This window comes from Hahella sp. CCB-MM4, from assembly GCF_002260525.1.
Lineage (GTDB): Bacteria > Pseudomonadota > Gammaproteobacteria > Pseudomonadales > Oleiphilaceae > Hahella.
The window spans coordinates 89,363-113,718 of sequence record NZ_MRYI01000017.1; the positions used below are offsets into that span (position 1 = coordinate 89,363).

Annotated in this window: 24 protein-coding genes; 14 read left to right on the top strand and 10 right to left on the bottom strand. The window is 51.7% G+C overall.

Annotated elements, in window-relative coordinates; translation table 11 throughout:
* Window positions 1-284: 284 nt before the first annotated feature.
* From BTA51_RS23115 to BTA51_RS23125, 3 genes are all read right to left on the bottom strand, one after another.
* Window positions 285-500, bottom strand: coding sequence for a hypothetical protein (locus BTA51_RS23115; protein ID WP_094711459.1), 216 nt, complete (start codon window positions 498-500; stop codon window positions 285-287).
* Window positions 497-949 (bottom strand): hypothetical protein, encoded by a 453-nt coding sequence (locus tag BTA51_RS23120; RefSeq protein WP_094711460.1) that lies wholly within the window; start codon window positions 947-949, stop codon window positions 497-499. The genes BTA51_RS23115 and BTA51_RS23120 overlap by 4 nt, the downstream gene beginning before the upstream one ends.
* Window positions 950-1,271: 322 nt before the next feature.
* Entirely contained in the window at window positions 1,272-1,790 is a 519-nt protein-coding gene (locus tag BTA51_RS23125; protein WP_094711461.1) for a GNAT family N-acetyltransferase, read from the bottom strand.
* Window positions 1,791-2,028: 238 nt separating this feature from the next.
* On the opposite strand from BTA51_RS23125, the gene BTA51_RS23130 reads away from it, so the two are divergent.
* Together BTA51_RS23130 and BTA51_RS23135 are read left to right on the top strand one after the other, a co-directional pair.
* The gene (locus tag BTA51_RS23130; protein ID WP_141215660.1) at window positions 2,029-3,381 is read left to right on the top strand and encodes a YHYH protein; all 1,353 of its coding nucleotides are present in this window, start codon (window positions 2,029-2,031) and stop codon (window positions 3,379-3,381) included.
* Between the two features lie 32 nt (window positions 3,382-3,413).
* A complete protein-coding gene (locus tag BTA51_RS23135) occupies window positions 3,414-3,986 on the top strand; it encodes a hypothetical protein (RefSeq protein WP_094711463.1) in 573 nt (190 codons plus the stop codon).
* Here the strand turns inward: BTA51_RS23135 and BTA51_RS23140 are convergent.
* From BTA51_RS23140 to BTA51_RS23155, 4 genes are all read right to left on the bottom strand, one after another.
* A complete protein-coding gene (locus BTA51_RS23140; RefSeq protein WP_094711464.1) occupies window positions 3,955-5,463 on the bottom strand; it encodes an ATP-binding protein in 1,509 nt (502 codons plus the stop codon). The two genes, BTA51_RS23135 and BTA51_RS23140, sit on opposite strands and share 32 nt — an antisense overlap.
* Window positions 5,463-6,143, bottom strand: coding sequence for a response regulator transcription factor (locus BTA51_RS23145; RefSeq protein WP_094711465.1), 681 nt, complete (start codon window positions 6,141-6,143; stop codon window positions 5,463-5,465). Before BTA51_RS23145 ends, BTA51_RS23140 begins: the two co-directional genes overlap by 1 nt.
* Window positions 6,144-6,188: 45 nt before the next feature.
* Complete coding sequence (locus BTA51_RS23150) at window positions 6,189-6,701, bottom strand: transposase (protein ID WP_094711466.1); 513 nt, start codon at window positions 6,699-6,701, stop codon at window positions 6,189-6,191.
* 219 nt (window positions 6,702-6,920) lie between these two features.
* Window positions 6,921-8,303 (bottom strand): MATE family efflux transporter, encoded by a 1,383-nt coding sequence (locus BTA51_RS23155; protein ID WP_094711467.1) that lies wholly within the window; start codon window positions 8,301-8,303, stop codon window positions 6,921-6,923.
* A 146-nt stretch (window positions 8,304-8,449) separates the two neighbouring features.
* Here BTA51_RS23155 and BTA51_RS23160 point away from each other — a divergent pair, with 146 nt between their 5' ends.
* The 4 genes from BTA51_RS23160 (at window position 8,450) to BTA51_RS23175 (ending at window position 12,224) form a co-directional block, all read left to right on the top strand.
* Entirely contained in the window at window positions 8,450-9,439 is a 990-nt protein-coding gene (locus BTA51_RS23160) for a LysR family transcriptional regulator (protein WP_094711468.1), read from the top strand.
* Window positions 9,411-10,505, top strand: coding sequence for a DNA polymerase IV (gene dinB, locus BTA51_RS23165; protein WP_094711469.1), 1,095 nt, complete (start codon window positions 9,411-9,413; stop codon window positions 10,503-10,505). Before BTA51_RS23160 ends, dinB begins: the two co-directional genes overlap by 29 nt.
* A 276-nt stretch (window positions 10,506-10,781) precedes the next feature.
* Complete coding sequence (locus BTA51_RS23170) at window positions 10,782-11,672, top strand: carbohydrate kinase family protein (protein WP_094711470.1); 891 nt, start codon at window positions 10,782-10,784, stop codon at window positions 11,670-11,672.
* 138 nt (window positions 11,673-11,810) lie between these two features.
* Window positions 11,811-12,224 carry a PilZ domain-containing protein gene (locus BTA51_RS23175; protein ID WP_094711471.1) on the top strand — a complete coding sequence of 138 codons (414 nt, stop codon included), beginning with the start codon at window positions 11,811-11,813 and terminating at the stop codon, window positions 12,222-12,224.
* Between the two features lie 138 nt (window positions 12,225-12,362).
* Here BTA51_RS23175 and BTA51_RS23180 read toward each other — a convergent pair whose 3' ends face one another.
* Both BTA51_RS23180 and BTA51_RS23185 read right to left on the bottom strand, forming a co-directional pair.
* Window positions 12,363-13,025: an O-methyltransferase gene (locus BTA51_RS23180; RefSeq protein WP_094711472.1), complete on the bottom strand. Its 663-nt coding sequence runs from the start codon at window positions 13,023-13,025 to the stop codon at window positions 12,363-12,365.
* A gap of 130 nt (window positions 13,026-13,155) precedes the next feature.
* On the bottom strand, window positions 13,156-14,463 hold the full coding sequence (locus tag BTA51_RS23185) for a cell wall metabolism sensor histidine kinase WalK (protein WP_094711473.1): 1,308 nt from the start codon (window positions 14,461-14,463) through the stop codon (window positions 13,156-13,158).
* A 154-nt stretch (window positions 14,464-14,617) separates the two neighbouring features.
* Here BTA51_RS23185 and BTA51_RS23190 point away from each other — a divergent pair, with 154 nt between their 5' ends.
* Complete coding sequence (locus tag BTA51_RS23190) at window positions 14,618-14,926, top strand: Dabb family protein (RefSeq protein WP_094711474.1); 309 nt, start codon at window positions 14,618-14,620, stop codon at window positions 14,924-14,926.
* Window positions 14,927-14,972: 46 nt separating this feature from the next.
* Here BTA51_RS23190 and BTA51_RS23195 read toward each other — a convergent pair whose 3' ends face one another.
* Window positions 14,973-15,869, bottom strand: coding sequence for a DMT family transporter (locus BTA51_RS23195; RefSeq protein WP_246841144.1), 897 nt, complete (start codon window positions 15,867-15,869; stop codon window positions 14,973-14,975).
* A 149-nt stretch (window positions 15,870-16,018) separates the two neighbouring features.
* Between BTA51_RS23195 and BTA51_RS23200 the strand changes: the two genes are divergently transcribed.
* From BTA51_RS23200 to BTA51_RS23230, 7 genes are all read left to right on the top strand, one after another.
* Window positions 16,019-17,404, top strand: coding sequence for a sigma-54-dependent Fis family transcriptional regulator (locus BTA51_RS23200; RefSeq protein ID WP_094711476.1), 1,386 nt, complete (start codon window positions 16,019-16,021; stop codon window positions 17,402-17,404).
* A gap of 318 nt (window positions 17,405-17,722) precedes the next feature.
* Window positions 17,723-18,796, top strand: a complete 1,074-nt coding sequence (locus tag BTA51_RS23205) for a TRAP transporter substrate-binding protein (protein WP_094711477.1) — start codon at window positions 17,723-17,725, stop codon at window positions 18,794-18,796.
* A gap of 144 nt (window positions 18,797-18,940) precedes the next feature.
* Window positions 18,941-19,585 (top strand): TRAP transporter small permease subunit, encoded by a 645-nt coding sequence (locus tag BTA51_RS23210; RefSeq protein WP_094711478.1) that lies wholly within the window; start codon window positions 18,941-18,943, stop codon window positions 19,583-19,585.
* A complete protein-coding gene (locus tag BTA51_RS23215) occupies window positions 19,572-20,927 on the top strand; it encodes a TRAP transporter large permease subunit (RefSeq protein WP_094711479.1) in 1,356 nt (451 codons plus the stop codon). Before BTA51_RS23210 ends, BTA51_RS23215 begins: the two co-directional genes overlap by 14 nt.
* 10 nt (window positions 20,928-20,937) lie before the next feature.
* Window positions 20,938-22,590: an acyl CoA:acetate/3-ketoacid CoA transferase gene (locus tag BTA51_RS23220; protein ID WP_094711480.1), complete on the top strand. Its 1,653-nt coding sequence runs from the start codon at window positions 20,938-20,940 to the stop codon at window positions 22,588-22,590.
* A 128-nt stretch (window positions 22,591-22,718) separates the two neighbouring features.
* Window positions 22,719-23,486 (top strand): transglutaminase-like cysteine peptidase, encoded by a 768-nt coding sequence (locus BTA51_RS23225; RefSeq protein ID WP_094711481.1) that lies wholly within the window; start codon window positions 22,719-22,721, stop codon window positions 23,484-23,486.
* A gap of 195 nt (window positions 23,487-23,681) precedes the next feature.
* A complete protein-coding gene (locus BTA51_RS23230; RefSeq protein WP_094711482.1) occupies window positions 23,682-24,332 on the top strand; it encodes a thermostable hemolysin in 651 nt (216 codons plus the stop codon).
* Window positions 24,333-24,356: the final 24 nt, after the last annotated feature.

Genomic DNA, 24,356 nt, shown 5'->3' on the forward strand with positions numbered 1-24,356 from the left:
ATAGCACATCTCTTATAGTCTATTTCGATCGACAAAGAATTACAGGGAATCCGAATGTAGTGGAAGAAATTGGCAACTTTGGTATTTGGTTAGGACATTGCGTCCAAATGAGTGGGCCTAGATGACACGATCCTTGGGTTCAACTGGACGTGCTTCCATCTACTTTTCGTTCTTATAAATCAGGTCCTTCAAGAAAACATTTTATACCGCCGAAAGTCAGCACTTTTGGCGGTATAAAATCCTGAAACACCGTATCGCGAAACCAAGGTATCAGGCTGTGTTGCCTATAAAAGTTCTTCGAGAGGAATACCAACTTCGTCTTCGATACGTTTGTATTGAGCCTTGATTTCGGCATAGAACTGGCTCACCTCAAGTAGGTGTTCTTCGTAATCTGCTCTATCTCGTAAAGTTTCGCTGTTCAGGAGTTGCTCGTTGTATCTAACCGCGTCCTGAAGAGCCTGAATAAGAAGAGGTGCTGCAGCATTTGAAATTTCTATCATTTGGCCTCCTTAATGGCATTTCTAGCCAATTGATTTAAAAGCATCTTGAAGGTTGCTAGAGGCATATCGTATGCGGGTGCAATTGTATAATGAGTAGCCTCAAAGGTTTCGTTATATGAGTCTTGAACTATGGCCAGTCCCATAGGAAGTTCTGTCCCGGAAGGTATTTTGTAGTGTACCCAATCCTTACCTTTCGGCACACCCGGACGATCAAATGTCGAAATACCCCGAGGCCAATGCTTCACTTTTACCCATCCGTTCTCAACGGATATATCAGGTTTTCTAGTTCGCCCATTCGACATCTTAAACGGCTTTTCAATCAAGTCGAATAAGCCACAATTCTTCTTAACGTTCAAACCGCGCCACAAATTTACAGGTATGACTTTGTCGTAATACCTCTCCAGCTCCCCTAGTGAAACAAATACATCCTTTAAGATAGTCCTTTCCATTTCTTCTCCAAAATATTCAATATCCCTTAAATTCGTTCCCTCATTAGGGTCCAGAATACGGATTCTGGCATATTTTGTTTTTTAACATCATCGACCATTTGGCCACAGAGTTTAGTTCAATAAATCGAGGCTAAAAGGTGACAAATCTGCTTTATACTTCCGTCCACCTAACACAAAGCGACCTTTTATTAGCTGACTTGTATACAAATATATATGTCAGCCTTGCGATTGCCTGCAAACTCCGAGGGCGGACACATAGGTCCGCCCCTACATATAGATGTATTCTGCAGGGTAGCGGATGACAGGAGGCACAGATAGGAGTTTAACCGCCAACAGGCAAGCAATACCTCACTTCACTTAGCTCAAACCCTGGTGCTAGCTGTTCTGTTTTCTCAGTTCCATCGAATTCAAATCCCAGCTTTTCGTACAGTGATCTGGCGCGGGTGTTTTTCTTGAGTACCCAAAGATAAAGGGTGTCCCAACCCGATGAAGTGGCATGCTCGATGACATGCTGGACCAGTAGCGTGCCGAAGCCTTTTCCCCAGTGGTCGGGAGAGATGTTCAGCGCCAGGAGTTCTCCGCAATTCCTGGTGCTCAGGGTTTCATCTCTGGGTGGGCCATAGATGCAGAATCCGGTGACCTCGTTACGGAATTCGGCCAATTGGTAGCTCCCCAAGCCATTCTCGGACAGAGCGCTTCGCCACTGAGCCTCCCGCTCCTGTATTGAAAGAGCAGCCAGGTAGTCAGCGGGCATGATCCCTTTGTATCCTTCACGCCACGCATTCACATGAATTTGTGCAAGAATGGTTGCGTCCCTTGGCTCTGCAGGGCGTGTTCGCATGCATCCTCCATAATTTAAAAGCTACTGATATCTGAAATCCGAAATCTGAATTGCGTAAATTACAGCATTTCTATATCAGATGACATTTCCCAGCCCTTGAACCGCCTTCGGGGCTTCTCAGGCCGCAAATGGTGGTCCAGGGCACTTAATAACATTCCAATGACAGAAATGTCATTTTTCTCTCAACCGTGCCTTCACTGGATATTCTTTGGCCAAAAATGGTTGGGAGAATTTCGGGATGAATAACAAAAAAGTCGAGACCAATACTCGAAAGTACTTGGCAGTATTTCTGGTTCTTTTTCTGGCTGTTTCCGGATTAACCGCTTGTGGCGGCGGGGGGGCTTCCTCTGGCACGAGCACCGGCGACAGCAGTACTGAGGACGCCAGCAGTGTGACCTTGTCCAGTACGGCTGATGAGACGAAGGATGTCTACTCCGCCTGGATGATCAACGAAAGCAACGAGACTTCCGCCGTGATGTTGGATGGAGGGGCCGGAATTCTGGTGAATGTCCAGTCCGTGACACCGATGTACTACAGTGGTGAGAACTACGCGCAGGTTGAGGCTTCCGGCATCCCCAATTATCAGGTGACGATATCCCAAGATTTAATCGATTGGATAGAAGCCCGTCCCCGTGCCGATCTGGCGGACGACAGTCAGCAGGATCTGGTGACCGGCGATGTCACCGTCAGTGCAGGAGACCTCATCGAGTTCGGTGAAGATATTGGTTACCGTTCCTTTTCCAGAGATACAACCTGCCCGCTGAATGCGGGATACGGATACTGGCCTCCCGGCCCTACCTGCCCTGAAAATACCGATAAGATCGGCTACTTCCCTGAAGCGCCCAGCGAGTCCGGTAGCGACTGCGAAACCGGGTTGGGTGTGGTGGGCTATGCCATCAATGGAGTCTCCATATTTAACTGGGACGACGGTCAGAGTTATAACAGAGAAGACGTATGGCATACCCTCGCTCCCGTTGCTGAAGCTTATGACGTCGATATTTGTGGTGGTCATGCAGCTAACGGAGAGTACCACCATCACTTCTATTCCTCCTGCTGGGCAGAGGTTGCCGGGGATGAAGGAAATGGACACTCACCAATCTACGGCTATGCAGCAGACGGCTACCCCATTTATGGTCCCTGGCATGATACCGGCGTGGTCGCACAATCCTGTTGGAAGAAGCGGGACTATTCTGCCTCATCTGAAACAGGCTGCGGCACTGATGGTGAACGAAGCTGCCAGTTGGTGGATGAGTACGATATCAGCAAGGGAGTTACAACCGTATCCCGTGATGGGCCCACCACCAGCGGCACTTATATCAGCTTATCCCAGAATTCCTTTGATACCGGGGAAGGCTTTTTCCGTGAAGACTATTATTACGATCCTGACTGCAGCGACGATGGGGAAGCCTACCTCGATGAACATAACGGCCATGATCACGGGGATTATGGTTATCACTATCACCTGACGGTTACCAGCGCCACAGACATGACGCCGGCCTTCCCTTTCACTTTTGGCCCCACCTTCAAAGGAAGCCTATCATCCATCGCTATCACCAGTTGCGGTGGGCTCTTACCCGGTGGCCCAGGATGAAACGGATCGCCAAGATAAGGTGGAGAACGAATATGATTAGAACCATCAAACTGTTGAGCATCCTGCTGTTGGGCCTGGCCGCTACTACTCATGCTAACCACCCAACCAGCCATGGGCAGGAGATGGAGCACGGCCAATCGCCGATTCCAGAGGGGGTACCAACACCACAGATTGAACTGGCCCTGTTTGACGACAGGTCGCTGGATAATCTGGATGATTTGAATAACAAAGACACGCGGTCGGGATATAACCTGAAGCTCAATCTAAGAAATTATTCTCTGGTACCACCCGTTGAAGAAATAATTGCGACCACCGTAACGGGTCATCTGACAGGCCACGCACATCTTTACATTAACGGGAAGAAGATCATGCGGATTTATGGTCACTACGTACACCTGCCATCCAATCTGCTCGTAAAAGGACTCAATGTGATTACCGTGTCACTCAACAACCATCATCACGACACCTGGACGCTCAATGGCCAGGAAATCCAGGCCACGCTGACCATCAATACGGTCCTCGACCAGTCGGTTATCAATGCGTATTCATCATCCCCGTTAACACCTCCAACACTTATTGCGGGAGAATCAGCCGGAAACTTATAGAGCTATCTTCCGCATTGAGCAATATCAGATCGCCCTGGTGCGCCCGGGCGATCTCTCTGGCCAGTCCCAAGCCCAGCCCCACGCCTTCCTGCTGTCGATTTCGGGAAATATCCGCCCTGTAAAAGCGCTCAAAGAGTTTATCCAGCTGAATCAATCCATTGGCGTTAAGGCTGTTACTGATATCAATGTGCCATTCGGCTTCGGCCTGATTGACGCAGATTCTGATCCAGCCACCTTCCTGGCCGTATTTGCAGGCATTACTCAGCAGGTTCTGGAGAACCTGAATCAACAGATCCTTGTCAGCAACAACCTCTATGACCGAGGGACCATGAAGCGACACCTGCCGATCAGCGGCCATCAGTTCAACATCTTCCAGCAGGTCCTCCAGCAACGGACGCATGTCGAACGACTCCAGGCTGAGTGGCAACTTGCCTGAATCCGCTTTCGCCAGCATCAGGAGTTTTCCGACTATCGTATCCAGGCGACGTACCTCATCCAGCATCCCGGCGATTGAGATCTGAAGATCCGAGCCATTTCCGGCATGCTGCAGGCATGTCTCCAGCCCAGCCTGAAGTGACATCAACGGCGTCCGCAATTCGTGGGCGGCATCCGCTGAAAACCGCGAAGCCTGGGCAAAACTCCGTTCCAGGCGCTCAAGCATGGCATTGAACACGGCAATCATTTCGATAAATTCACGGTCTTCATCCACAGCGCTGACCCGCTGATGCAGCTCGTTAATCCTGATACCGGCGATGGTTCTGCTCAAATGCCGAATGGGCCGCACCGCTCGGTTGGAAATAATCCATGCCACAATCATGGACAGTAACAGCGCAACAGGAATCAGGACCAGAAGTCCCTGGAATCTCATCGCCACATCCCTGTCCAACTGGCTCAGATTCACTCCCACGAAGACTTTTAAGGCCGGGTGCTCCACACCACCGAAGCGCCACTCATCACCGCCCACTTTTACCGTCGACAGGCGAAAATCCTGGGCTTTGAGGAAATTTGGAAATGGCTCAAGGCCGGGTGCATCTATATCGGTTCCAAGGCGTGGGAAGTTTGCCTGAAGCTGGTTCGCCTCCGGTAATTGGTCTTCGCTGAGAGAGACCGGCCAGCCGGCGGTGCGGTAGACTTCCTGACGTCGTGGGCCATAAGCCAGCAACAACACTCGCCCTTCAGACGACACCCCGACCTCCCCTGCATTGGCCCCAAATCTGGAATCCAGCTGAGTCTGTATGGAGGCCCAGCCACTGACTGGAATTCTCCGGGACAACTGACCGGCAAACTCAGCCTTGAGATCGGCTTCTATTTGCTGATGATAAGAAGACCTGAGGATCAACCAGGCTGATACCGCAAACACCAGCAGGACCAACATGACAAAAGCCGCGGTCATCACGGCAAGGCGACGCCGGAATGACAGACGCCGGGAACTGGCGACAACGTCTGCATCTGAACGAAAATCAGAGGGAACGCTCATCAGTGCAGATCTTCCGGGTCCTGCAAACGATACCCCACCCCTCGCACCGCCTCGATGGGGTATACCCCCACCGACTCCAGCTTGCGGCGTATCCGTTGAACACAGACGTCCACCACATTGGTATTGGGATTGAAGTTATACCCCCATACGTATTCCAGAATTTGTACCCTGGTAAACACCTGCTGCGGGGAACGCATCAGAAACTCAAGCAGTTTGAATTCTTTTCGGGTGAGTTCGACGGTTTCGCCCTTAACCTTTACCTCCCGTGTTAACCGGTCCAGGTTCAGATCGCCCCAGGTCAACAGGTTCTGTCGCTCTCCCGACACCCGGCGAAGCAGCGCATGAATCCGAGCCACCAGTTCTTCCACAAAGAAGGGCTTGGCCAGGTAATCATCGGCTCCAAGGTTCAATCCTTCGATACGGTCATCCAGCTCGTTACGGGCGGTCAGCAGAATAATGGGAGTCTCAACATCCTTCTTGCGTAACCCTTTCAGCACGGACAGCCCATCACGACCCGGCACCATGATATCAAGCAGAATGACGTCGAACGGCCGGCTAAGCGCCAACTCGAAACCTTCATCCCCATTGGCAACCCGCTCCACTTTGAAGCCTTGCTGACGCAAACCGGCACCGACAAACTCTGCAATACGTTCGTCGTCTTCGACGAATAGGACATTCATAAGATTCTAACTAGTGATTGACGTTGTAAGCTCGGTACTTCAAGTTTAGACACTTTGCCAGCGAATGGGGTTGGTGGAAATATATTGCCGACATTCCTGCAACTCAGTTTCATTCCGGACAATTCTCTCCCAGTAGTTTCGTTGCCACATTCTTCCCTCGAATCGAGGCCATGAATGACATTTTACGCCTTGGATATAGGCATTAGTTGTCATGGTTTTAAACCATTGGATGATGTCACGTAATGACGGTCTTTTGGATTGTATACCAGGCTGGATATGCAGATCCGTTGTATCCATCAACAAAATAAAGTGAACGTGGTCTGGCATACAGATAAATTCATCGCAATATATGCCGGGAAATTTTTTCTCCAGTTCAAAATACCATCGTTCAATCATCTTCCCTGCGTCATCAAGGTAATTGACATGATTGATGATCTCCCCAAACAGACATTTTCGGTATTGCGTGCAGATAGTGACGAAGTAGGCCCCGGAAAGGGAATTGTCGTACGTCTTCAAACGAATTGAACGACGACGGTGAAGACATGGGTCGTATGGCATGATGCATAATCCATTGCAATTGGTTAATCCATTGGTCCGCATTGTGGCAGACCCAAATTACCATGATCAATGTAGGGGCGAACCTAGGTGTTCGCCCGGCTCTTCAGCGTGGGATTCAGGGCAGACACGCAGGTCTGCCCCTACATAGGGGGGAATGATGGCGTGGTATGACGAGGATGCATCTTCCCTGTAGGGGCGAACCTGTGTGTTCGCCCGGGTTTATACGCAGGGTTCGGGGCGGATGTGCAGGTCGGTTCCGGAGAGGGTGCTTTGCTCCAATTCGTGAACCTTACGGATAAACATGATCGTCAGGCTCAATGCGGCAAAACCAAGTCCGGCTCCGAGACCTACCCAGACACCGACGATGCCGTATTGGCCCATCAACATCCAAGCGACGGGGAATCCTACTCCCCAATAACAGAATATTGTCACAACGGTAGGTGGCATCCCCACCCGAAGGGCACGCAATGCGGTCATCATGATTACCTGTCCGCCATCCACCAATTGGAAAAAGGCCGCAACAAACAGGATCTGCACACCCAGGCTTTGCACGTCGCTATCCAGAGTACCTTCTGCCCCCAGGGTAAACAGGGAAACGATCCACTCCGGGAACACCAGGAAGATGAAGGCCGCCACCAGACAGAATCCCATCCCCACGCCCAAACCTGCCCAGGTGTAGTGACGAACATTGGCAAAGTCATTTCGCCCAAAGCTTTGTCCGGTTTTAATGGCAGCTCCCTGGGCAAATCCTATATATACCGCAAATGACATGGAGGCAGTTTGCAGTGCAATCTGGTGAGCTGCCAGGGCCGCCACACTGATAGTACCGGCCAGAATGGTTGCAGCGGTAAACAGACCCGCTTCCATGGTCCAGGCCAACGCAATGGAAACACCCAGCGTAAAGAACGGCTTGTAGTCATCTTTGTGCAAAACCACATTGCGCAATGATTGGAGAACGTCCCTGACTTCAGGATAACGCCATAAATCCGCTGCTAACATTCCACACATCAACAGCGAGACCAGCGCTGTACCCAACGCAGCACCGGGTACTCCCATGGCCGGGGCCGGCCCCCAGCCGGTCATCAACACGTAGCTCAGAGGCACATTCAGCACAACCGCCAGAATACTGATTCTCATAATACTGGTAGTACGACCCATTCCTGTCGCCAGTCCACGCAAAACCAGGAACGCAAATGCGGGGAAACCGATCAGAGAGGCCATGGTCAAATACTGATCCGCATAAAAGATAGACGCTTCTGTCTGTCCCATCAGTCTCAACATACCCGGCATCAGCATGATGATGCCCACCAGGGCAAGCGCCACAATAACAGACAGCACCAGACCGGCTTTGACCACGCGGGCGATATCCTGCATGGCACCGCGCCCGACATAGATCGCCACTTCGCTGGCAACCGCAGCCAGCAGGCCGGTCACCACGATCAAAAAGAAGTTATAAATACCCGAACCAAGACCGGCACCGGCCAGTTCTTCGACGCCCAACAGACCAAACAGGATGGAATCACAAAAAATCATGGCCGTCTGTGCCAATTGTGCTGCCGTCAGCGGCCCCGCCAACCTGAGTACTTCTACAAACCTATTCATAAATCTCACACTATTCCGTAACAACAGCGGGCACATCCTTCCCCGCCAAGGCTGTATAAGTTAGGCTTAGTATGGCTATAGCTCAAGCGAATCTTTTGCCGTTATTTATGAGATTTTCTCATATAACCAACTTTCAATAGACCAATATGAATCGAAACAGAAAACTTCCACCACTACACGCCTTAAAGGCTTTTGAGGCAACGGCCAGAAGACAGAGTTTTTCCCTGGCCGCCGAAGAACTGAATGTTACCCAAGGCGCTATCAGCAAGCAGATAAAGGTACTTGAAGACTGGTACGGAGCCCCGCTCCTGCAACGTACGACCAAACAGCTCAAGTTGACCGAGGAAGGCAGAACCCTAAGTGAACATCTCACTCCGATGCTGGACGAACTTTCCTTTATCAGTATGAATATTTTGGAGCGGCATCAAAACTTATTGCGCCTTCTGGTCAACCCTACCCTGGCGGTACGCTGGCTGTTCCCCAGGCTGGGGGCATTACAGAAACTGATGCCGGTTACCCAATTAAGGATCACCACCAAATGGACACCCGCAGAGAAACGTTCAGACCTGGAGATGGAAAACTTTGACATTGTGATGCAGTGCGCGAGACGCCAGGAAGATGACCCCAACCTTCTGCGCGAAGAACAATTGATCCCGGCCTGCACCCCAGCCCTGCTGGCACAATACAATCACGATTGGCGACAAGTGATCCGTAACAGTACACTACTGCACCCGACCGAAGACTTTGAAGACTGGCAACGCTGGCTGAAACAGTACCCGGTTGACGGAGCTGATCCGGAATCCGGCCTGACCTTCGACACGCTGGACATGCCGATCACACTGGCTGTCCAGGGCCATGGTGTGGCACTGGCGGATCCCTTTTTCATCATGAATGAATTGGAAAACGGACTGTTGACCATCCCTCGCAATCATTTGCCGGACAGCGGTTGGGGTTATTATATGGTGACCCCGGCCAACCCGAGACGTCGGGAAATGATTGATATCGTATACGACTGGATGCATGAGGAGATCAAGAAAGATATGCGGCGGGTACAAGCCATGGTGACGTCCACCAACCTTTATCCTCTGGGCATTGAAGAATCCGGCTATGAGCGACAACAATCAGCCTCAGCGTAAAATTATCCATATCGACGCGGATTCCTTCTACGCTTCAGTGGAGATCAGGGAAAATCCCTCTCTGGCAGATTTGCCCGTCGCCGTGGGAGGCAGTCCGAGTAGGCGCGGGGTCATCTCCACCTGCAATTATGTGGCACGTAAATATGGTGTGCACTCGGCCATGTCGTCGGCACGGGCCATACAGCTTTGCCCGCAATTGGTTTTTGTCCGCCCGCGCTTTGAGCTGTATCGCACTGTCTCCCGACAAATTCAGGAGATTTTCAGGGAATATACCGACTTGATTGAACCTCTGTCTCTCGACGAGGCCTACCTGGATGTCACCAACTGCCACCAATGCAAAGGCAGCGCGACCCTTATCGCAGAGGAAATCCGGCAGAAGGTTCGGGAAAGAGTCAATGTGACAGTTTCAGCCGGTGTCGCACCTAATAAATTTCTGGCAAAGGTCGCCAGCGATTGGAACAAGCCGGATGGTATCTTTGTGGTGAAGCCAAAAGATGTCAGCCGTTTTGTCTTTCAACTTCCGGTCAAGAAAATCAACGGTGTAGGCAAAGTCACTGCCGCTAAAATGGAGGGGCTGGGTATCATCACCTGCGGAGATCTCCAGCTCTGGACGATCGCGGACCTGACCAGACATTTCGGTAATTCCGGTGAACGCCTGTATAGACTGGCCAGAGGAATTGACGACCGGCCGGTTAATACTGACCGTATTCGAAAATCCCTGTCCACCGAGCATACCTATGACAAAGACCTTATGGATTATGCTGCGGTTGAAGAACGGGCTCCAGCGATATACGAGGAGCTGACCCACCGCTATGGCCGCGTCAGCGACCAGTATCGGGTTACCAAGCGATTCGTCAAAGTGAAGTTTGCGGACTTTACCCAGACAACTCTGGAAGAATTGATTCCTTCTCCAAGCGAACCCTGGCAAAGCCTGCCGGATTTCCTCCGTCTTTTGAAAGCCGCCTGGGAGCGCCAGTCCAAACCTGTGAGATTGCTGGGCATGGGCGTCAGACTGAAAGATGTAAAAGAGTCTTTGGTGGGAGAACAGCTATCCCTGTTTGACTAGAGCATGTTCTCTCTCATTTTCTCTCTCAATTTAATCAGGGCCTGTTCGCTCTCATTCGTTAGCCTCTGCCCTCCTCCCTTCGTATATCTGTCCCGGCGTACCCCGGGAGTATGAGAACGTCTTAACGACGTAGGATTTTCCGCTAATACTTCTGATGTAATGTTGGCGATACGCTCATTTCCTGTTTCTGAAGAAAATGAACTACAAAGAAAATGAGCAGATAAATAAAGCCAGTAAAAAACGGCAAAGAACAACAATATTTCCGGAGAGGTATTTATGACAGACCGCATCTGCATTATCGGTGGAACTTCAGTAGACACGATCGTTCACCTTGACCAACTCCCCGATGGGAGCCCACAGACGATCTGGCCGCGGGAATGCTATCGAGCTGTCGGCAGCACCGGATCAGGCAAGGCATACAACATGAAAGCCCTCGGCATGGACGTCTGCCTGCATACGATTCTGGGATCTGATCCTGAGGCCGATATTATCCAGCAGCAAATGGCTGACCGAAAAATCCGACTGTTGATTGATCGCTCCAATGAACCGACAGAGCAGCACGTTAACCTCATGGGAGCGGCCGGCGAGAGGATTTCCATTTTTACACATCCATCAGTGGTCCCTGAACACATCGACTGGCAACCGGTGAAAGAGGCTATGGAAAGTTCCGATCTGATCGTGGTCAATATCCTGGAATATGCCAAGCCCGCACTGGCTTTGGCGATGACAACCGGCAAGATAATCTGGACAGACCTTCATGACTACGACGGCCTTAACGACCATCATCAGCCCTTTATTGACGCCGCTGATATCATTTTTCTGTCCAGCGATAATTTCCCCGGATACCGGGAATTTATGCAGCAGATGATCACACGGGGAAAACAATTTGTTGTCTGCACCCACGGTGGACAGGGAGCCACACTACTCAATGACAAGGGTGAATGGATTGAGCAACCCGTGTTCAAAGTGGATCAGGTCAGGGATACCAATGGTGCCGGTGACGCCTTCTTCAGCGGCTTTCTGTTTGGTTACCTCAAAGGTTATACGTTGTCTGATTGCATGCAACTGGCGGCCGCCTGTGGTGCACTTTGCGTCACCTCCAAACAGTTGGCCGGCGAAGATCTCAATTCAGAGCATCTGATAAAAATGGCCAATTTACCCGATTGACATATCACCCCATCGATATAGCCCTCTTGAGATACTAACAATTACTTATAGCGGCCAGACCAAGTATGGACAAACCTTAATGTGGTCTTAGCTTCAACAACAAAAATTAAGAAACCAGGGAAACAAGAGAGGTTAACGATGCAAGCCAGTGAGATGTCCTTTACGGAAAAAAGGCGTACCAGAAGATACCCGGCAGTTGAGTTATGCGCATATATCCTGCGCCGCAAAGCCATGTTGATCAGCCTGTGGGATGAGGTCCAGGTGATTGACTACAGCCATCTAGGAATGGCTTTCACTGCCGATTCAGAACTTCTGGATAAGAAAAACCTCACCTTGTCGATTGAGCTGAAAATGGAAGTGGGTGATATCAAGGTAGACCGAATCAATGCAAAAATCTGCCATACCAAAAACCTCGGGGGGTTGCATCGCTATGCGGTGGAGTTTGAGAAAAGCGGTGATTCCGGCCTGATGCCACAGTTGGTCAGAATTGAAAGCCTGCTGACTCGAAGCCAGAACCTCGCTCAGCGAATCGAGAAGCAGTCACGAGGCTGAATGACCCACACGAACGACCATCGGTGGTGGGTGGTATTTGGCCGTTCGTTTTCTTTCCTTGCTTTTCTCAACACCCTTACATTTTAATGAACTGTCTTAGCACTCTTAACTGTCTTAGCACTCCTAACTGTCTGAGAGCTAGCGTTTCACCGCCAGAGAGACGCCGTCAGCAATCGGCACCATCGCATACTCCACCCGCTTATCGCCCTGCAGTTTTTTATTCAAGGCACGAATCGCTCGGGTATCTACATCCTGTACTGTATGGTCTGCCACTCTGCCTCCCCAAAGAACATTGTCTATGGCGATGAGGCCACCAGGGCGCAGTAACCGCAAACAGGCTTCGTAATAGCTGTCATAGTTTTCCTTGTCCGCATCGATAAAGGCGAAATCAAAGGTTCTGGCGTGCCCCTGATCGAGCAGGGTCTGCAAGGTTTCCAAGGCGGGGGCGAGACGCAGATCTATGCGCTCGCTCAAACCGGCCAGACACCAGTAACGACGGGCGATGGACGTCCATTCTTCACTGACGTCACAGCACACCAACTGCCCGTCTTTTGGTAATGCATCAGCGATACAGATCGAGCTGTATCCGGTAAATGTTCCCACTTCAATCGCTTTACGTGCACCGCACAGTTTGACCAACAAGCTCAAGAACTGCCCCTGCTCGGGCGCGATCTGCATTTTGGCATATTCGTCTTCTGCCGTTTCCACCCGTAACGCGTGAAGAAGTTTGCTTTCCCTGCTAGTGGTATCCACAAGATAATTCAACAAATCTGCTGACATATTAAGTGTTTTATTGGACACGTATTTTCTCCTTCTTATTTCCCGGGTCTGCCGGCGGCTCAATCAATGGGAAGAGGGCCCGGCAAACCTCGGTCCAACATAACTCTTTTTTCCGCCAAATTCGACAATTGAAAATATGGGGATAGATGTCTCAGCAAATCGGAAGATCGAAATAGAAACTGCATCCCACAGGCTCATTTTGATAGTTCAATGATCCCCCATGGGCTTCAATGATTCTGCGGCTGATGAATAATCCTAGACCGGATCCACCTGAGAGCCTGGTTTCGCCTTTCGCTGCCTGCGCAAAAGGCCGGAAGATGTCTTTATGAAAGTCCTGCGGAACGCCGGGACCAAAGTCTCTGACAGCAATCCGGGCAAACTCTCCATGCTGCTTCAGGGAAATCTCAATGACTTCACCATCAACGCCAAACTTGATGGCATTGGATACCAGATTCAGTACGACCTGAAAAATCCGGTCTTCATCCGCTGTGACCTTCAGGTCGGTTTCCATATCAGTACGTATGCGCAGTCCCTTTTCCTCTGCCATTTTCATGCAGAATGCGGAGGTCTCACTCAGTAAGGTATTCAGGGGAAAACAGGACTTATGCAGCGGCATGTTTCCCGACTGCAGACGTTCCAGATCAAGAATATCATTCACCAGCCGTATCAGACGTTCTGAATTTCGCTTTCCCATAAGGATCAGCTCTCTGGTGGCTTCCACTCCGGAACGTCCCTGAACCTCACCTTCCGCGATCTGTTCAATCTGCTTCTGCAACAATGACAGCGCGCCGAATAATGCCGTCAACGGCGTTCTCAGCTCGTGAGCCACCATACTGGTCCAGTTCCTGCGCTCGATCTCCATAGCGTTGTATTCAGACACGGCCCTGCGCCTGGCATTTTCGTATTGATGACAGATGGCAGAAACAAACAGCATGGAAAATACGGTCGCCATGACCCGCCCGACGACGGCTCCATCATCCCAGCGATACTCAAGCACCTCGCGATAATGTAAAGCCACCAGCGCAAATAAACCTGATGCCAGTATCAACGTCGAACGCAGTGCTTTTAATTTCGACCCGACAAAGCTTGCCAACAAGGGCACTGCCGGCATCCAGACCAGCACTCTTGAAGAGACACCACCGTCAGTAATGGCAATACAAAGCAGAATGAGAGCCAACAGGCCCACTAAAAGATCACTGGTCAGGGCCAGATTCCGATAAGTCCAGAGAATAAAGAGAAACCCCAGCAGAATGGGTACCAGGGAAAATGTCAGAACCGTGCTTGCAACCAGCCCCAGGGAACTGATTCTAACGATGCCCATGATCAGAGCACTGACGGCGCCGTACAGGATGATACCGACCACGACCCTTGCCCGCGCCCTCTCCTCCGTATCAAGCGTCTCAACCGGTGTCAGCTTATCGATAAATGTGGCCTGAAGTTTAAGGAATCGTTGTATCAAAACGGTTACCGATCGCCTGCAGGTTTCGGGTGATCCCTGAGTTGCTGATTTACAACACAGAAATTGACCATGCGGTTAACTAAGCATAGACATAAATTCGACATTTTGGCTCGGAGCCGGTTAATCTCCTGCTACAGACAATTCAGGAGAATTTATGATCCAGCATGTTGTACTTTTCAAATTGAAACCTGATGCCACCCGGGAACAGATCACTGTGATGGATCAGAGTCTTGCGGCTCTGTGTCACAGCGTTGAGGGGTTGCTCTTTTACAGCGGAGGGCCTAACAACAGCCCGGAGAATCTGGAGAGGGGTTACAACTTTGGGTTTGTCATGGCATTTACCGACGTGAAAGCCCGTGACAACTATCTCCCCCACCCGGAGCACGAAAGGGTCAAGGAGATTATTGGTGAACTGCTGCTGGACGCAGAAGACAATGTGCTCGTCTATGACTACGAAATCTAAGGCCCACAGACAGCCCCAAAACAAAGTTCTACGGTAGCGGCGACATTCAGATCGGGGACACCACTCTGCTCCGTTCCTGTTTCAAGGCGAGAATGCTATGGACGGCAATTGTCCCGATCACGATCACTCCCCCAACAAGGGCCAGCGAAGGCGGTATTTCGCCCACAACCCACCACACCCAGACCGGAGCCAGAACAGTCTCTATCAGCAGGAACAAACTCACTTCGGGCGACGGCAGATAACGAGTGGCAACCATGATCAGCAATGACGCCATCGGCATTTGCAGCAGCCCCATCAAAGCAAGCCAACCATAACTATCGGCCTCAAGCGTCAATGGATGCGCGAAAGGTAATGCCAGTAACGCTGCTACCATCCCACTGACAGCGATGATAGGGATGCGGGGAATTCCCGGGTTGGAGCGCAGAATCGTCAGGGACAGCCCCATCAATATCGCCAGTACCAGCGCCAGGCCATCCCCCAACCAGCCACCACTTTCCATGGAGCTGGAAAACACCACCGCCACACCGAACATACAGGCCAATATTGCCATCGAGGTACGCAGCCGGATAACTTCACCGATCAGCAGCCATGAAAACAATGCGGCAAAAAACGGCGAACTGGACAGGATCACCACCGTGTTGGCCACCATGGTATTGGAAACCGAGAGTACAAAGAGTCCGGTAGACACCCCGTACAAAAGAGCAACACTCCAGGCTGCTCCCGCGGTCTCCTTGACCAGCATGGCACGCCACTGCCCGGACCTGACAGACAGGCTGGCCATGGTGAGGAAAATAAAGAATCCGCGCCAGAACATGACGTCCCACTCGTTGGCCGCTGCCAACCTTACCAGCAGCGCGTCAAAGCTCAGGACAGTCACTCCTATGATGGCCGCCCAGGTTCCCTGCAAACGGTGTGATGCCAGGTTGAGATGAGAAGGAGTCAAAGCGGTCCACCCAATTCAAAATACGGTATTGTGTTACGGATAACGGGTGATCTCAAGGGCGATTTACACCTATACAGAACACCGGGATTATCATATGGTGAGCCTCAAATAATAATTTGAAATTCAATACAAAAGGCTATCTTCACGAGATGATCACAACACAGTTCCTCAAGGAAGACCCTCTGGTGCACGTGGTGGACAGGTTCTGCGAGGGCAGCATCATCGTTGACCGTCATGCCAATATTCTCTGGATCAGTCAGAAGTACCGCAAGCTGCTTGAACTACCGGATGACACTCTGGTCGAAGGAAAGTCAGTGGAAGAAGTCATCCCCAACAGCATGATGCGTCAGGTGGTGGAGAGTGGTCAGCCGATTCTACTGGACATGCTACGGATTCGGGGAACCTGGATGGTGGTCACCCGTATCCCGATCAGAGACGATGAAGATCAGGTGATGGGCGGTATCGGTTTTGTCTTTTACAAGGAACTGGATTACCTCAAACCTTTCGTAGAGAAGTTTGCCCGTCTGCGCGGCCAACCGACGACCGCGGAAAGACAGCTGGCCGAAATGCGTCAGGCGAAGTACAGCTTTTCAGATTTCAAAGGTCGCAGTGAAGCCACCAGACAATTGCTGAAGCGAGCTCGCCAGGCGGCTGAACTGGACACAACAGTGTTATTGCTGGGCGAGACCGGCACCGGTAAAGAGGTGCTGGCACACGCCATTCATCAGGCTTCGGTGAGATCAGAACGCCCCTTTGTCTGCGTCAATATGGCCGCCATACCGGAGAATTTGCTGGAGGCAGAGTTTTTTGGCGTTGCCCCCGGCGCTTATACCGGGGCCGACCGCAAAGGCAGGGTCGGAAAAATTGAGCTGGCCAACGAGGGAACCCTGTTCCTGGACGAAGTCGGTGATCTCCCCATCGGCTTGCAGAGCAAGTTGCTCCGGGTGCTGCAGGAGCAGGAATTCGAACCCCTGGGATCCAACAATATCACCCGGGTCAACGTCAGGGTCATTGCGGCCACCAGTCGTGACTTAAAATCCATGGTGGATGAAGGCAACTTTCGCGCGGATCTTTACTATCGCCTCAATGTCCTGCCTATCGAAGTTCCTCCCCTGCGGGATCGGTTGGAAGATATCAGCCTGCTTGCCGAAAATATGCTTGAAGAGTTCAGCCAGGCAACCGGATTGCCTCACAGGCACCTGGACCAGTCCGTGATCAATCTGCTGCGCAGCTACTCCTGGCCGGGTAACGTCAGGGAATTACAGAACACTTTGGAGAGGGCCTTTATTTTTGCTGATGAGAACGAACTGGCCTTGGCCGACTTCCCGCAATTACGCAAGTCTGTCAGCGATCGTCAGTTATCCCGCACCAGTCATCCTGTCGAACCTCTGCACAAAACGCTTGAAAAAGCTGAGCGGGAGGCTCTTATGAATGCTTTGAAATCGTCCGGCAATAACCGCAGCCACGCGGCCAGGTTACTGGGAATATCGCGGGCAACGTTCTATGAAAAATTGCAGCGACACGGCCTGGTCTGACCGGGCCTTATCACCCCAGAACACCTTCTGATTCGACCGATATTGAGCTGTCAGGAAATCCATACACTGTCTTATTTTTCGTACACGATTATTTTCTACTGATAAAACAAAGAGATAGACAACGTCTTCCGATAAATCTCCTCGAATATCAGTTGAAAATAGCCGAAACCACGCTGTCTCGATTTCCGGACAGTCGCAATCCACCAAAATCCCCCATAAAACCTATCTTATTGATTTTTAAATAGAATAAATCCTGGCCCATCCCTTGCTATTTATCTAATCGTCAAAAACTCAGCAATAAAAACAATCGGAGTTCCCATGACGCTTAATAGCAAATACAACAAAATCAACGCGGTTCTTTCCCTCACTTTGGCAGGCACCCTGCTTTGTTCCACTCTCAATGCGAGCGCAGAAGATAAAATCCGCTGGAAGATGCAGGCGGCCTTCGGCAGCAATCTCCCGGCACTGGGCGATACGATCCCCGGAATCATGGACTCATTGAAAGAAGCCACCGACGGCCGTGTGGTGATCAAGCACTATGAGCCCAGCAAGCTGGTCCCTACCCTCAATATCACCGATGCGGTTAAAAGCGGAAAAATCGAAGCCGGTTATACCTGGCTCGGATATGACCAGGGCAAGTTTCCCTCTTCTGTACTGTTTGCATCAGTACCATTCGGAATGGAGCCCTGGGAATATATCGGCTGGTGGTATGAAGCGGGCGGCCAGAAACTCGCAGAAGATATCTACCACAAGATCAACATTCACCCGGTACTCTGCGGCATGACCGGCCCCGAAACCGCAGGTTGGTTCAAGAAAGAAATCAACGGCCTGGAAGATGTCAAAGGCCTGAAAATGCGCTTTGCCGGCATCGGTGGGCAGGTCATGCAGGACCTGGGAGCCTCCGTCACCGTATTACCCGGCGGTGAAATATTCCAGGCCCTGGAAAAAGGCGCCATCGACGCCACGGAATTTTCATTACCGGCGGTAGACCAGAAGCTGGGCTTCAACAAGGTCGCCAAGTACAACTATTTCCCCGGCTGGCACCAGCCTCACGCTGCTTTTCACTTGGTGGTCAACAAAGACGAGTGGGATAAAACCTCCGCCATGGATAAAGCCGTCATCAATCTGGCTTGCGAAGCCAGTGTCACCCGCGATCTGGCCCGCAGCGAGGGCATCCAGGGTGCCGCCATGGCCGAACTGGAAAGTGAAGGAGCCGTCTCCAAGCGCCTGCCCGAACCTTTACTGCGCGAGCTGCAAAAAGTCAGCATCAAAGTACTGGAAGCGGAAGCCAGCAAAGACAGTGACTTTAAATCTGTCTATGAACATCAGCTTGCATTCTCCAAAGACTACAAACGCTGGAAGCAGTTCGGCTACCTGCCAAGGGACTTCTAATGCGTAAGCTGGTCAGCTGTCTGCATAAGGACGTCTAAAGCGTAGTTGACCACTCTACCCGGAGCTCTGTCTGGGAGGGAACGTGCCACTGGCGGCGCCGCCCCTCCCCTTTTTCACTCACTTATTTCTTAAGGTTGCACAAACATGCAAGCTGAAAAGGTTCTTGTGGATTCCGCCCTGTCTGAGGTACTCCCTCACCAGGACGCGCAGCTCCCGCATACCTGGTTTTCCATGAAAGTGGATGCCTTCGTTGGCAAAGCAGGAGAATGGATCAGTTGGGTTTGGCCTGTCCTGATGGCCATTATCATGATCAATGTCGTCATGCGTTATCTGTTCGGCGAGGGACGCGTCGAGTTTGAAGAACTGCAATGGCATTTCTATTCCATCGGCTTCCTCGGAGCCCTGTCTTTTTGTATCAAGGACGACAGCCACGTGCGAGTGGACGTTCTCCACGAACGATTCCCGCTGAAGGCGAAAGCCTGGATTGAATTTATCGGCATCGGCTGCCTGCTGACTCCCTTTACCCTGTTGCTCATCTGGTATGGCCTGCCCTTCGTGATTGATGCATGGCAGACCGGGGAAAAGTCCGGCTCACCGGGTGGCCTGCCCTATCGCTGGATCATTAAATCGGTGTTGCCGTTGGCCATGGTACTGGTAGGCGTCGCCCTGATCTCACGCATGAGCAGAGTCATCAGCTACTTGTTCCTGCAGGGCAACCGAAAGCATTACAGAGCCGACATCAACAACGAAACCAGCGTAGTCACAGGAGGTCAACATGGAAGCAAATGAATGGCTCGCCATCGCCATGTTTGCCAGCTTTATCCTGCTGATATTCAGTGGCTTTCCTGTTGCATGGCTGTTAGGCGGCATCGCGGTGATATTCACCGGCATCAGCCTGTTTGCCGACAATTATCTGGACACATTTATCGGCATTGACTGGAACTACACTGCCCTGACCGTCGACCGGATCTGGGCAATCATGAGTAACTGGGTGCTGGTGGCCCTGCCCATGTTTGTCTTTATGGGACAAATGCTGGATCGCTCAGGTATGGCCGAAAATCTGATGCACAACGTCTCCCGGCTGTTCGGTCGTCTTAACGGCGGCACTGCAATCGCCGTTGTTCTGATCGGGCTGTTGCTGGCCGCCTCCACCGGCATTATCGGCGCTTCCGTGGCTCTGCTTACCTTGCTTGCCCTGCCTGTCATGCTGAAAAAACAGTACCAGTCCGAACTTGCGGTCGGCACTGTCTGTGCCGTGGGTACACTAGGGATCCTGATTCCTCCCAGTATCATGCTGGTGATGATGGCGGACCAACTGGCCCTGTCAGTGGGCGATCTTTTCCTGGGAGCAGTGTTCCCCGGTGTATTGCTGGGCAGCGCGTTTATCCTTTATATCGTGATCCGGGCCAAATTCAATCCGGATCTGGCCCCCGTGGGCGATTCTACTGAGTCCCTGGATTGGGGAGTGGTGATAGACGCACTGAAAGCCATCATTCCTCCAGCACTGTTGATCCTGGCAGTTCTGGGCTCCATTTTTCTTGGCCTGGCCACACCGACCGAAGCTTCCGGCGTAGGCGCTTTCGGAGCCACCATGCTGGCCTGGTATAACAAAAAGCTGAGTCTGGCCGTGTTCAAAACCGTCTGTATCCAGACCAGCCAGACCACCGGCTTTATATTTGCCATCTTGATCGGAGCAACGGCATTTTCCCTGGTTCTGCGGGGACTTGGCGGGGACGAACTGATCGAATCCGCTCTTACCGGCCTGCCTTTCGGACCTACCGGCATCATTATCAGCATTCTGTTCTGCACATTCCTGTTGGGATTCTTCCTGGACTGGATTGAAATCACGCTGATTATTCTGCCGTTGGTGGCTCCCGTGGTGGAATCCCTCGGGTTTAATCTGGTGTGGTTCACCGTGTTGTTTGCGGTGTGCCTGCAAACCTCCTTCCTGACACCACCCGTCGGCTTTGCCCTGTTCTATTGCAAAGGGGTGGCTCCACCACAAATCAAAGTCGGCACCCTGTATCGCGGAGTGGCTCCGTTTATCCTGCTGCAGCTTGTGGCCATCATGATCGTGTTTGTCTGGCCCGCCATAGTGACCTGGCTGCCTGCACAGGCCTACGGCAACTAAGGAGAGAAGCATGTCAGCCAAACACTTTCATAAAGTGATCAGTGCCGCCCAGGCAGCAGCACTGATTCCGAATGGAGCCACCATTGCCACAGCGGGATTTGTCGGCATCGGATTTGCCGAAGAGCTTGCTGTTGCAATAGAGCAGCGCTACCTGCATGAGCAAGCCCCGGGGCATTTGACCCTGGTCTATGCTGCCGGTCAGGGTGACGGTAAGCACCGTGGACTTAATCACTTCGGCCATGACGGTATGGTCAGGCGGGTCATCGGCGGCCATTGGGGACTGGTTCCCAAGCTCGGCGCGCTCGCCTGTGACAATAAAATTGAAGCTTACAACCTCCCCCAGGGGGTCATCAGCCATCTGTTCAGAGACATTGCCGCCGGCAAGCCGGGACTCTTGACCCAGGTGGGCCTGCATACTTTTGTCGATCCCCGTTATGAAGGCGGAAAGATCAATCAGGTCACCCGGGATGACCTGGTAGAACTCATGCATATCCAGGGACAGGAATACCTGTTTTACAAAACCTTCCCCATTCACATCGCCCTGCTACGGGGAACCACCGCCGATACCAGAGGCAATATTACCGGCGAGCGGGAGGCATTGCCTCTGGAAAGCCTGGCCATCGCCCAGGCGGTACACAACTGCGGCGGCAAGGTAATTGTCCAGGTGGAACGACTGACTGACCGTCACCGGCTGCATCCCGGCCAAGTCACCATCCCCGGTATCCTGGTGGATCATGTGGTGCTGGCACCGCCGGAACATCACCAGCAGACGTTTGCGGAGAGCTATAACCCGGCTTACAGCGGTGAGGTCCTTGCCTCTCCGGTCATTTCCGGAGAAACAAAGACGGGAGAGGAGTTGAACCTGAGAACATTGATCGGCCGCCGGGCTGCCATGGAGTTGCGGCAAGATGCCATCGTCAACCTCGGAATCGGCATGCCCGAGGAAGTGGCCAATGTGGCCTGCCAGGAGTCGGTTCTTAGTCAGGTCACCCTCACCATTGAGCCAGGGGGAATCGGCGGCAGGCCCGCCGGCGGTTTAAGTTTCGGAGCCGTCAGCAACGCTGAGGCCATCATCGATCAGCCAGCCCAGTTCGATTTCTATGACGGCGGTGGATTGGATCAGGCTTTTCTCGGCATGGCACAGATGGACGCCCAGGGTAACGTCAACGTCAGTCGTTTCGGTAATCGCATGGCCGGTGCAGGTGGCTTTATCAATATCAGTCAGAATGCCAAGGAGGTGTACTTCCTGGGAACCTTTTGTGCGGGAAATCCCCAGCCGGAAATAATGGAGGGCGAGGTGCGGGTTAGTGGGGATAATCGAAATTCCAAACTGGTGAACCGCGTGGAGCACCTGACCTTTAGCGGTCAGTATGCGCTGCAAAGAGGACAGAAAGTGAAATACATTACTGAGCGTTGTGTATTCCAGCTGACCACTTCCGGTGTTGAGCTGATCGAAGTTGCCCCAGGGGTCAGAATTGATCGGGACATTCTTCCTTTCATGGGGTTCAAGCCCCAGATATCCCCGCAACTCAGTGTGACGCCGATTCAATGCCTCAAACCCGGCTTAATGGGGTTGTCTCTTAAGTCCCCTGTTTCATCCTCGCCTGTCTGGGGAAAGGACCCGTCTTTATTGGCCTCCGAGGTGAGAGAAGCCGTCAACTGAAGACTTTGTTGCCGGTTAGCCTGCAACTTCCTCACCGGCTGTACTTGACGGGCAGCCTTAATGAAGATAAAAACTAATCTGTCAGATTTTAATCAGCCAGGGTTCTGCTCAGGTTCAGTGTCCGAATTATGTTACGCTCCTGTCACCGTATAAACGGCCTGGGTGGTGCATTCAAGGGATTTGTGAACGCCTCCCGATCGCCGCTTAAAGCATTGGTCGCCAGCTTTCCACTCTGGTGCTCCATGCACGCACACAGCCTTGAAAAAGTTCCTGGACACCCACTAAGCCTACATCAAACGACCGTTAAGTTTTCCAGCGATATTCCCTTCAATGAGCGCAACTCCCATAGCATTGCCCGTCTTCTGAAAAGACTGCCACAGGAATCCGCCCTGCGGGTTCGGGAGTGGCTGAAGCTGGTGGAACAGAACCGGTTACGTCCGATGGTGACCAAACTCAAGGCAGTGAATGATTACTTTAATGCCCTGGCTTATATTTCCGATGAAGAAATGTGGCAAGTGGAAGACTACTGGGCAACTCCCCTGGAAGTGATCTCCAACGGTAAAGGGGACTGTGAAGACCTCGCCATTGCCAAATACTTTACGCTTCGGGCCATGGGAGTCTCCAGCCAGCAATTGGGCATCAGCTACGTAAAAAGTTATCGCCTGCCCACCGCACACATGGTTTTGGACTACTACGATTCCAGAGAATCCCGGCCGGTAACCCTGGATAACCTGGATGACACCATCCGCGAACGCCCGGACCTTAACGCCATTTACAGCTTCAATGAAGAACATGTCTGGTCCAGTCATAACCGTTCTTCAAATGTAGGCTCTCCTTCAGAAATCAGGCACTGGCTGCTGCTTCAGGAAAAGCTGAGCGATCAGTTGTTATTCTGACCCTCCTGATCACCTTCCTCCCTCAATCCCCCAGATTTCGTGAAGCACTTCACATTATTTCATCCTTAAGGTTAAGAAATGTTTCTCTTAAGGGTTCCTTAAGGTTGACAGGTTAACTTGGCTCCATCACTGCTCATAAACGTTTGAAGATAAACCGAATAACCCCCTTATGAGCGAATACGGAGATCATGAAAGATGCCTGCAACCAGCTTAATAAACCTGCTTCCACAGGAGAAAGGCGAGCAAATCTATACCCTTTGCCGCCACCCGTTAAGGCACTACACCGAAGCATTTATCCGTCAGCGCTATGATGAAGATTACGGCGCCAGAATTTCTCATTTCTGTTCCCGGTTAATGGTCAGCGTATTTGAAGGGGAAATACAGTCTGCCATCGGGTTTGAACTGGCACAGCATCGCCAGTTATTCCTGGAGCAGTATTTCTCCCAGCCCGTGGAACAGGTCATCGCACATAAATGCAATCTGCCAACCACTCGCGGCCAGATTGTTGAAGTGGGTAACCTTGCTTCACAGTCTCACGGGGCTTTACGTCGCTTTATCCTGATTCTGGGGCAGTATTTCATCCAACAGCATCTTCAATGGGTGGTATTTACCGCCATTCCCAGTTTGCTCCATACCTTCGAGAAATTTCAGATTCCCTTGTATGAACTGGGCGAAGCACGCCCGGATGCCTTGGGTGAAGAAGCCGGCAACTGGGGCAGCTATTACAAAAAATCTCCCAAAGTGGTGGCCGCCCATCTGGGCACGGGCATGGCCAAACTCAGAAGCAACGCCATGCTGGCCAAGCTGGTTGATGCTCAACCTACACCGCTATTTCTAGGCCAGTAACGACAACGATAAGACTATACCAGT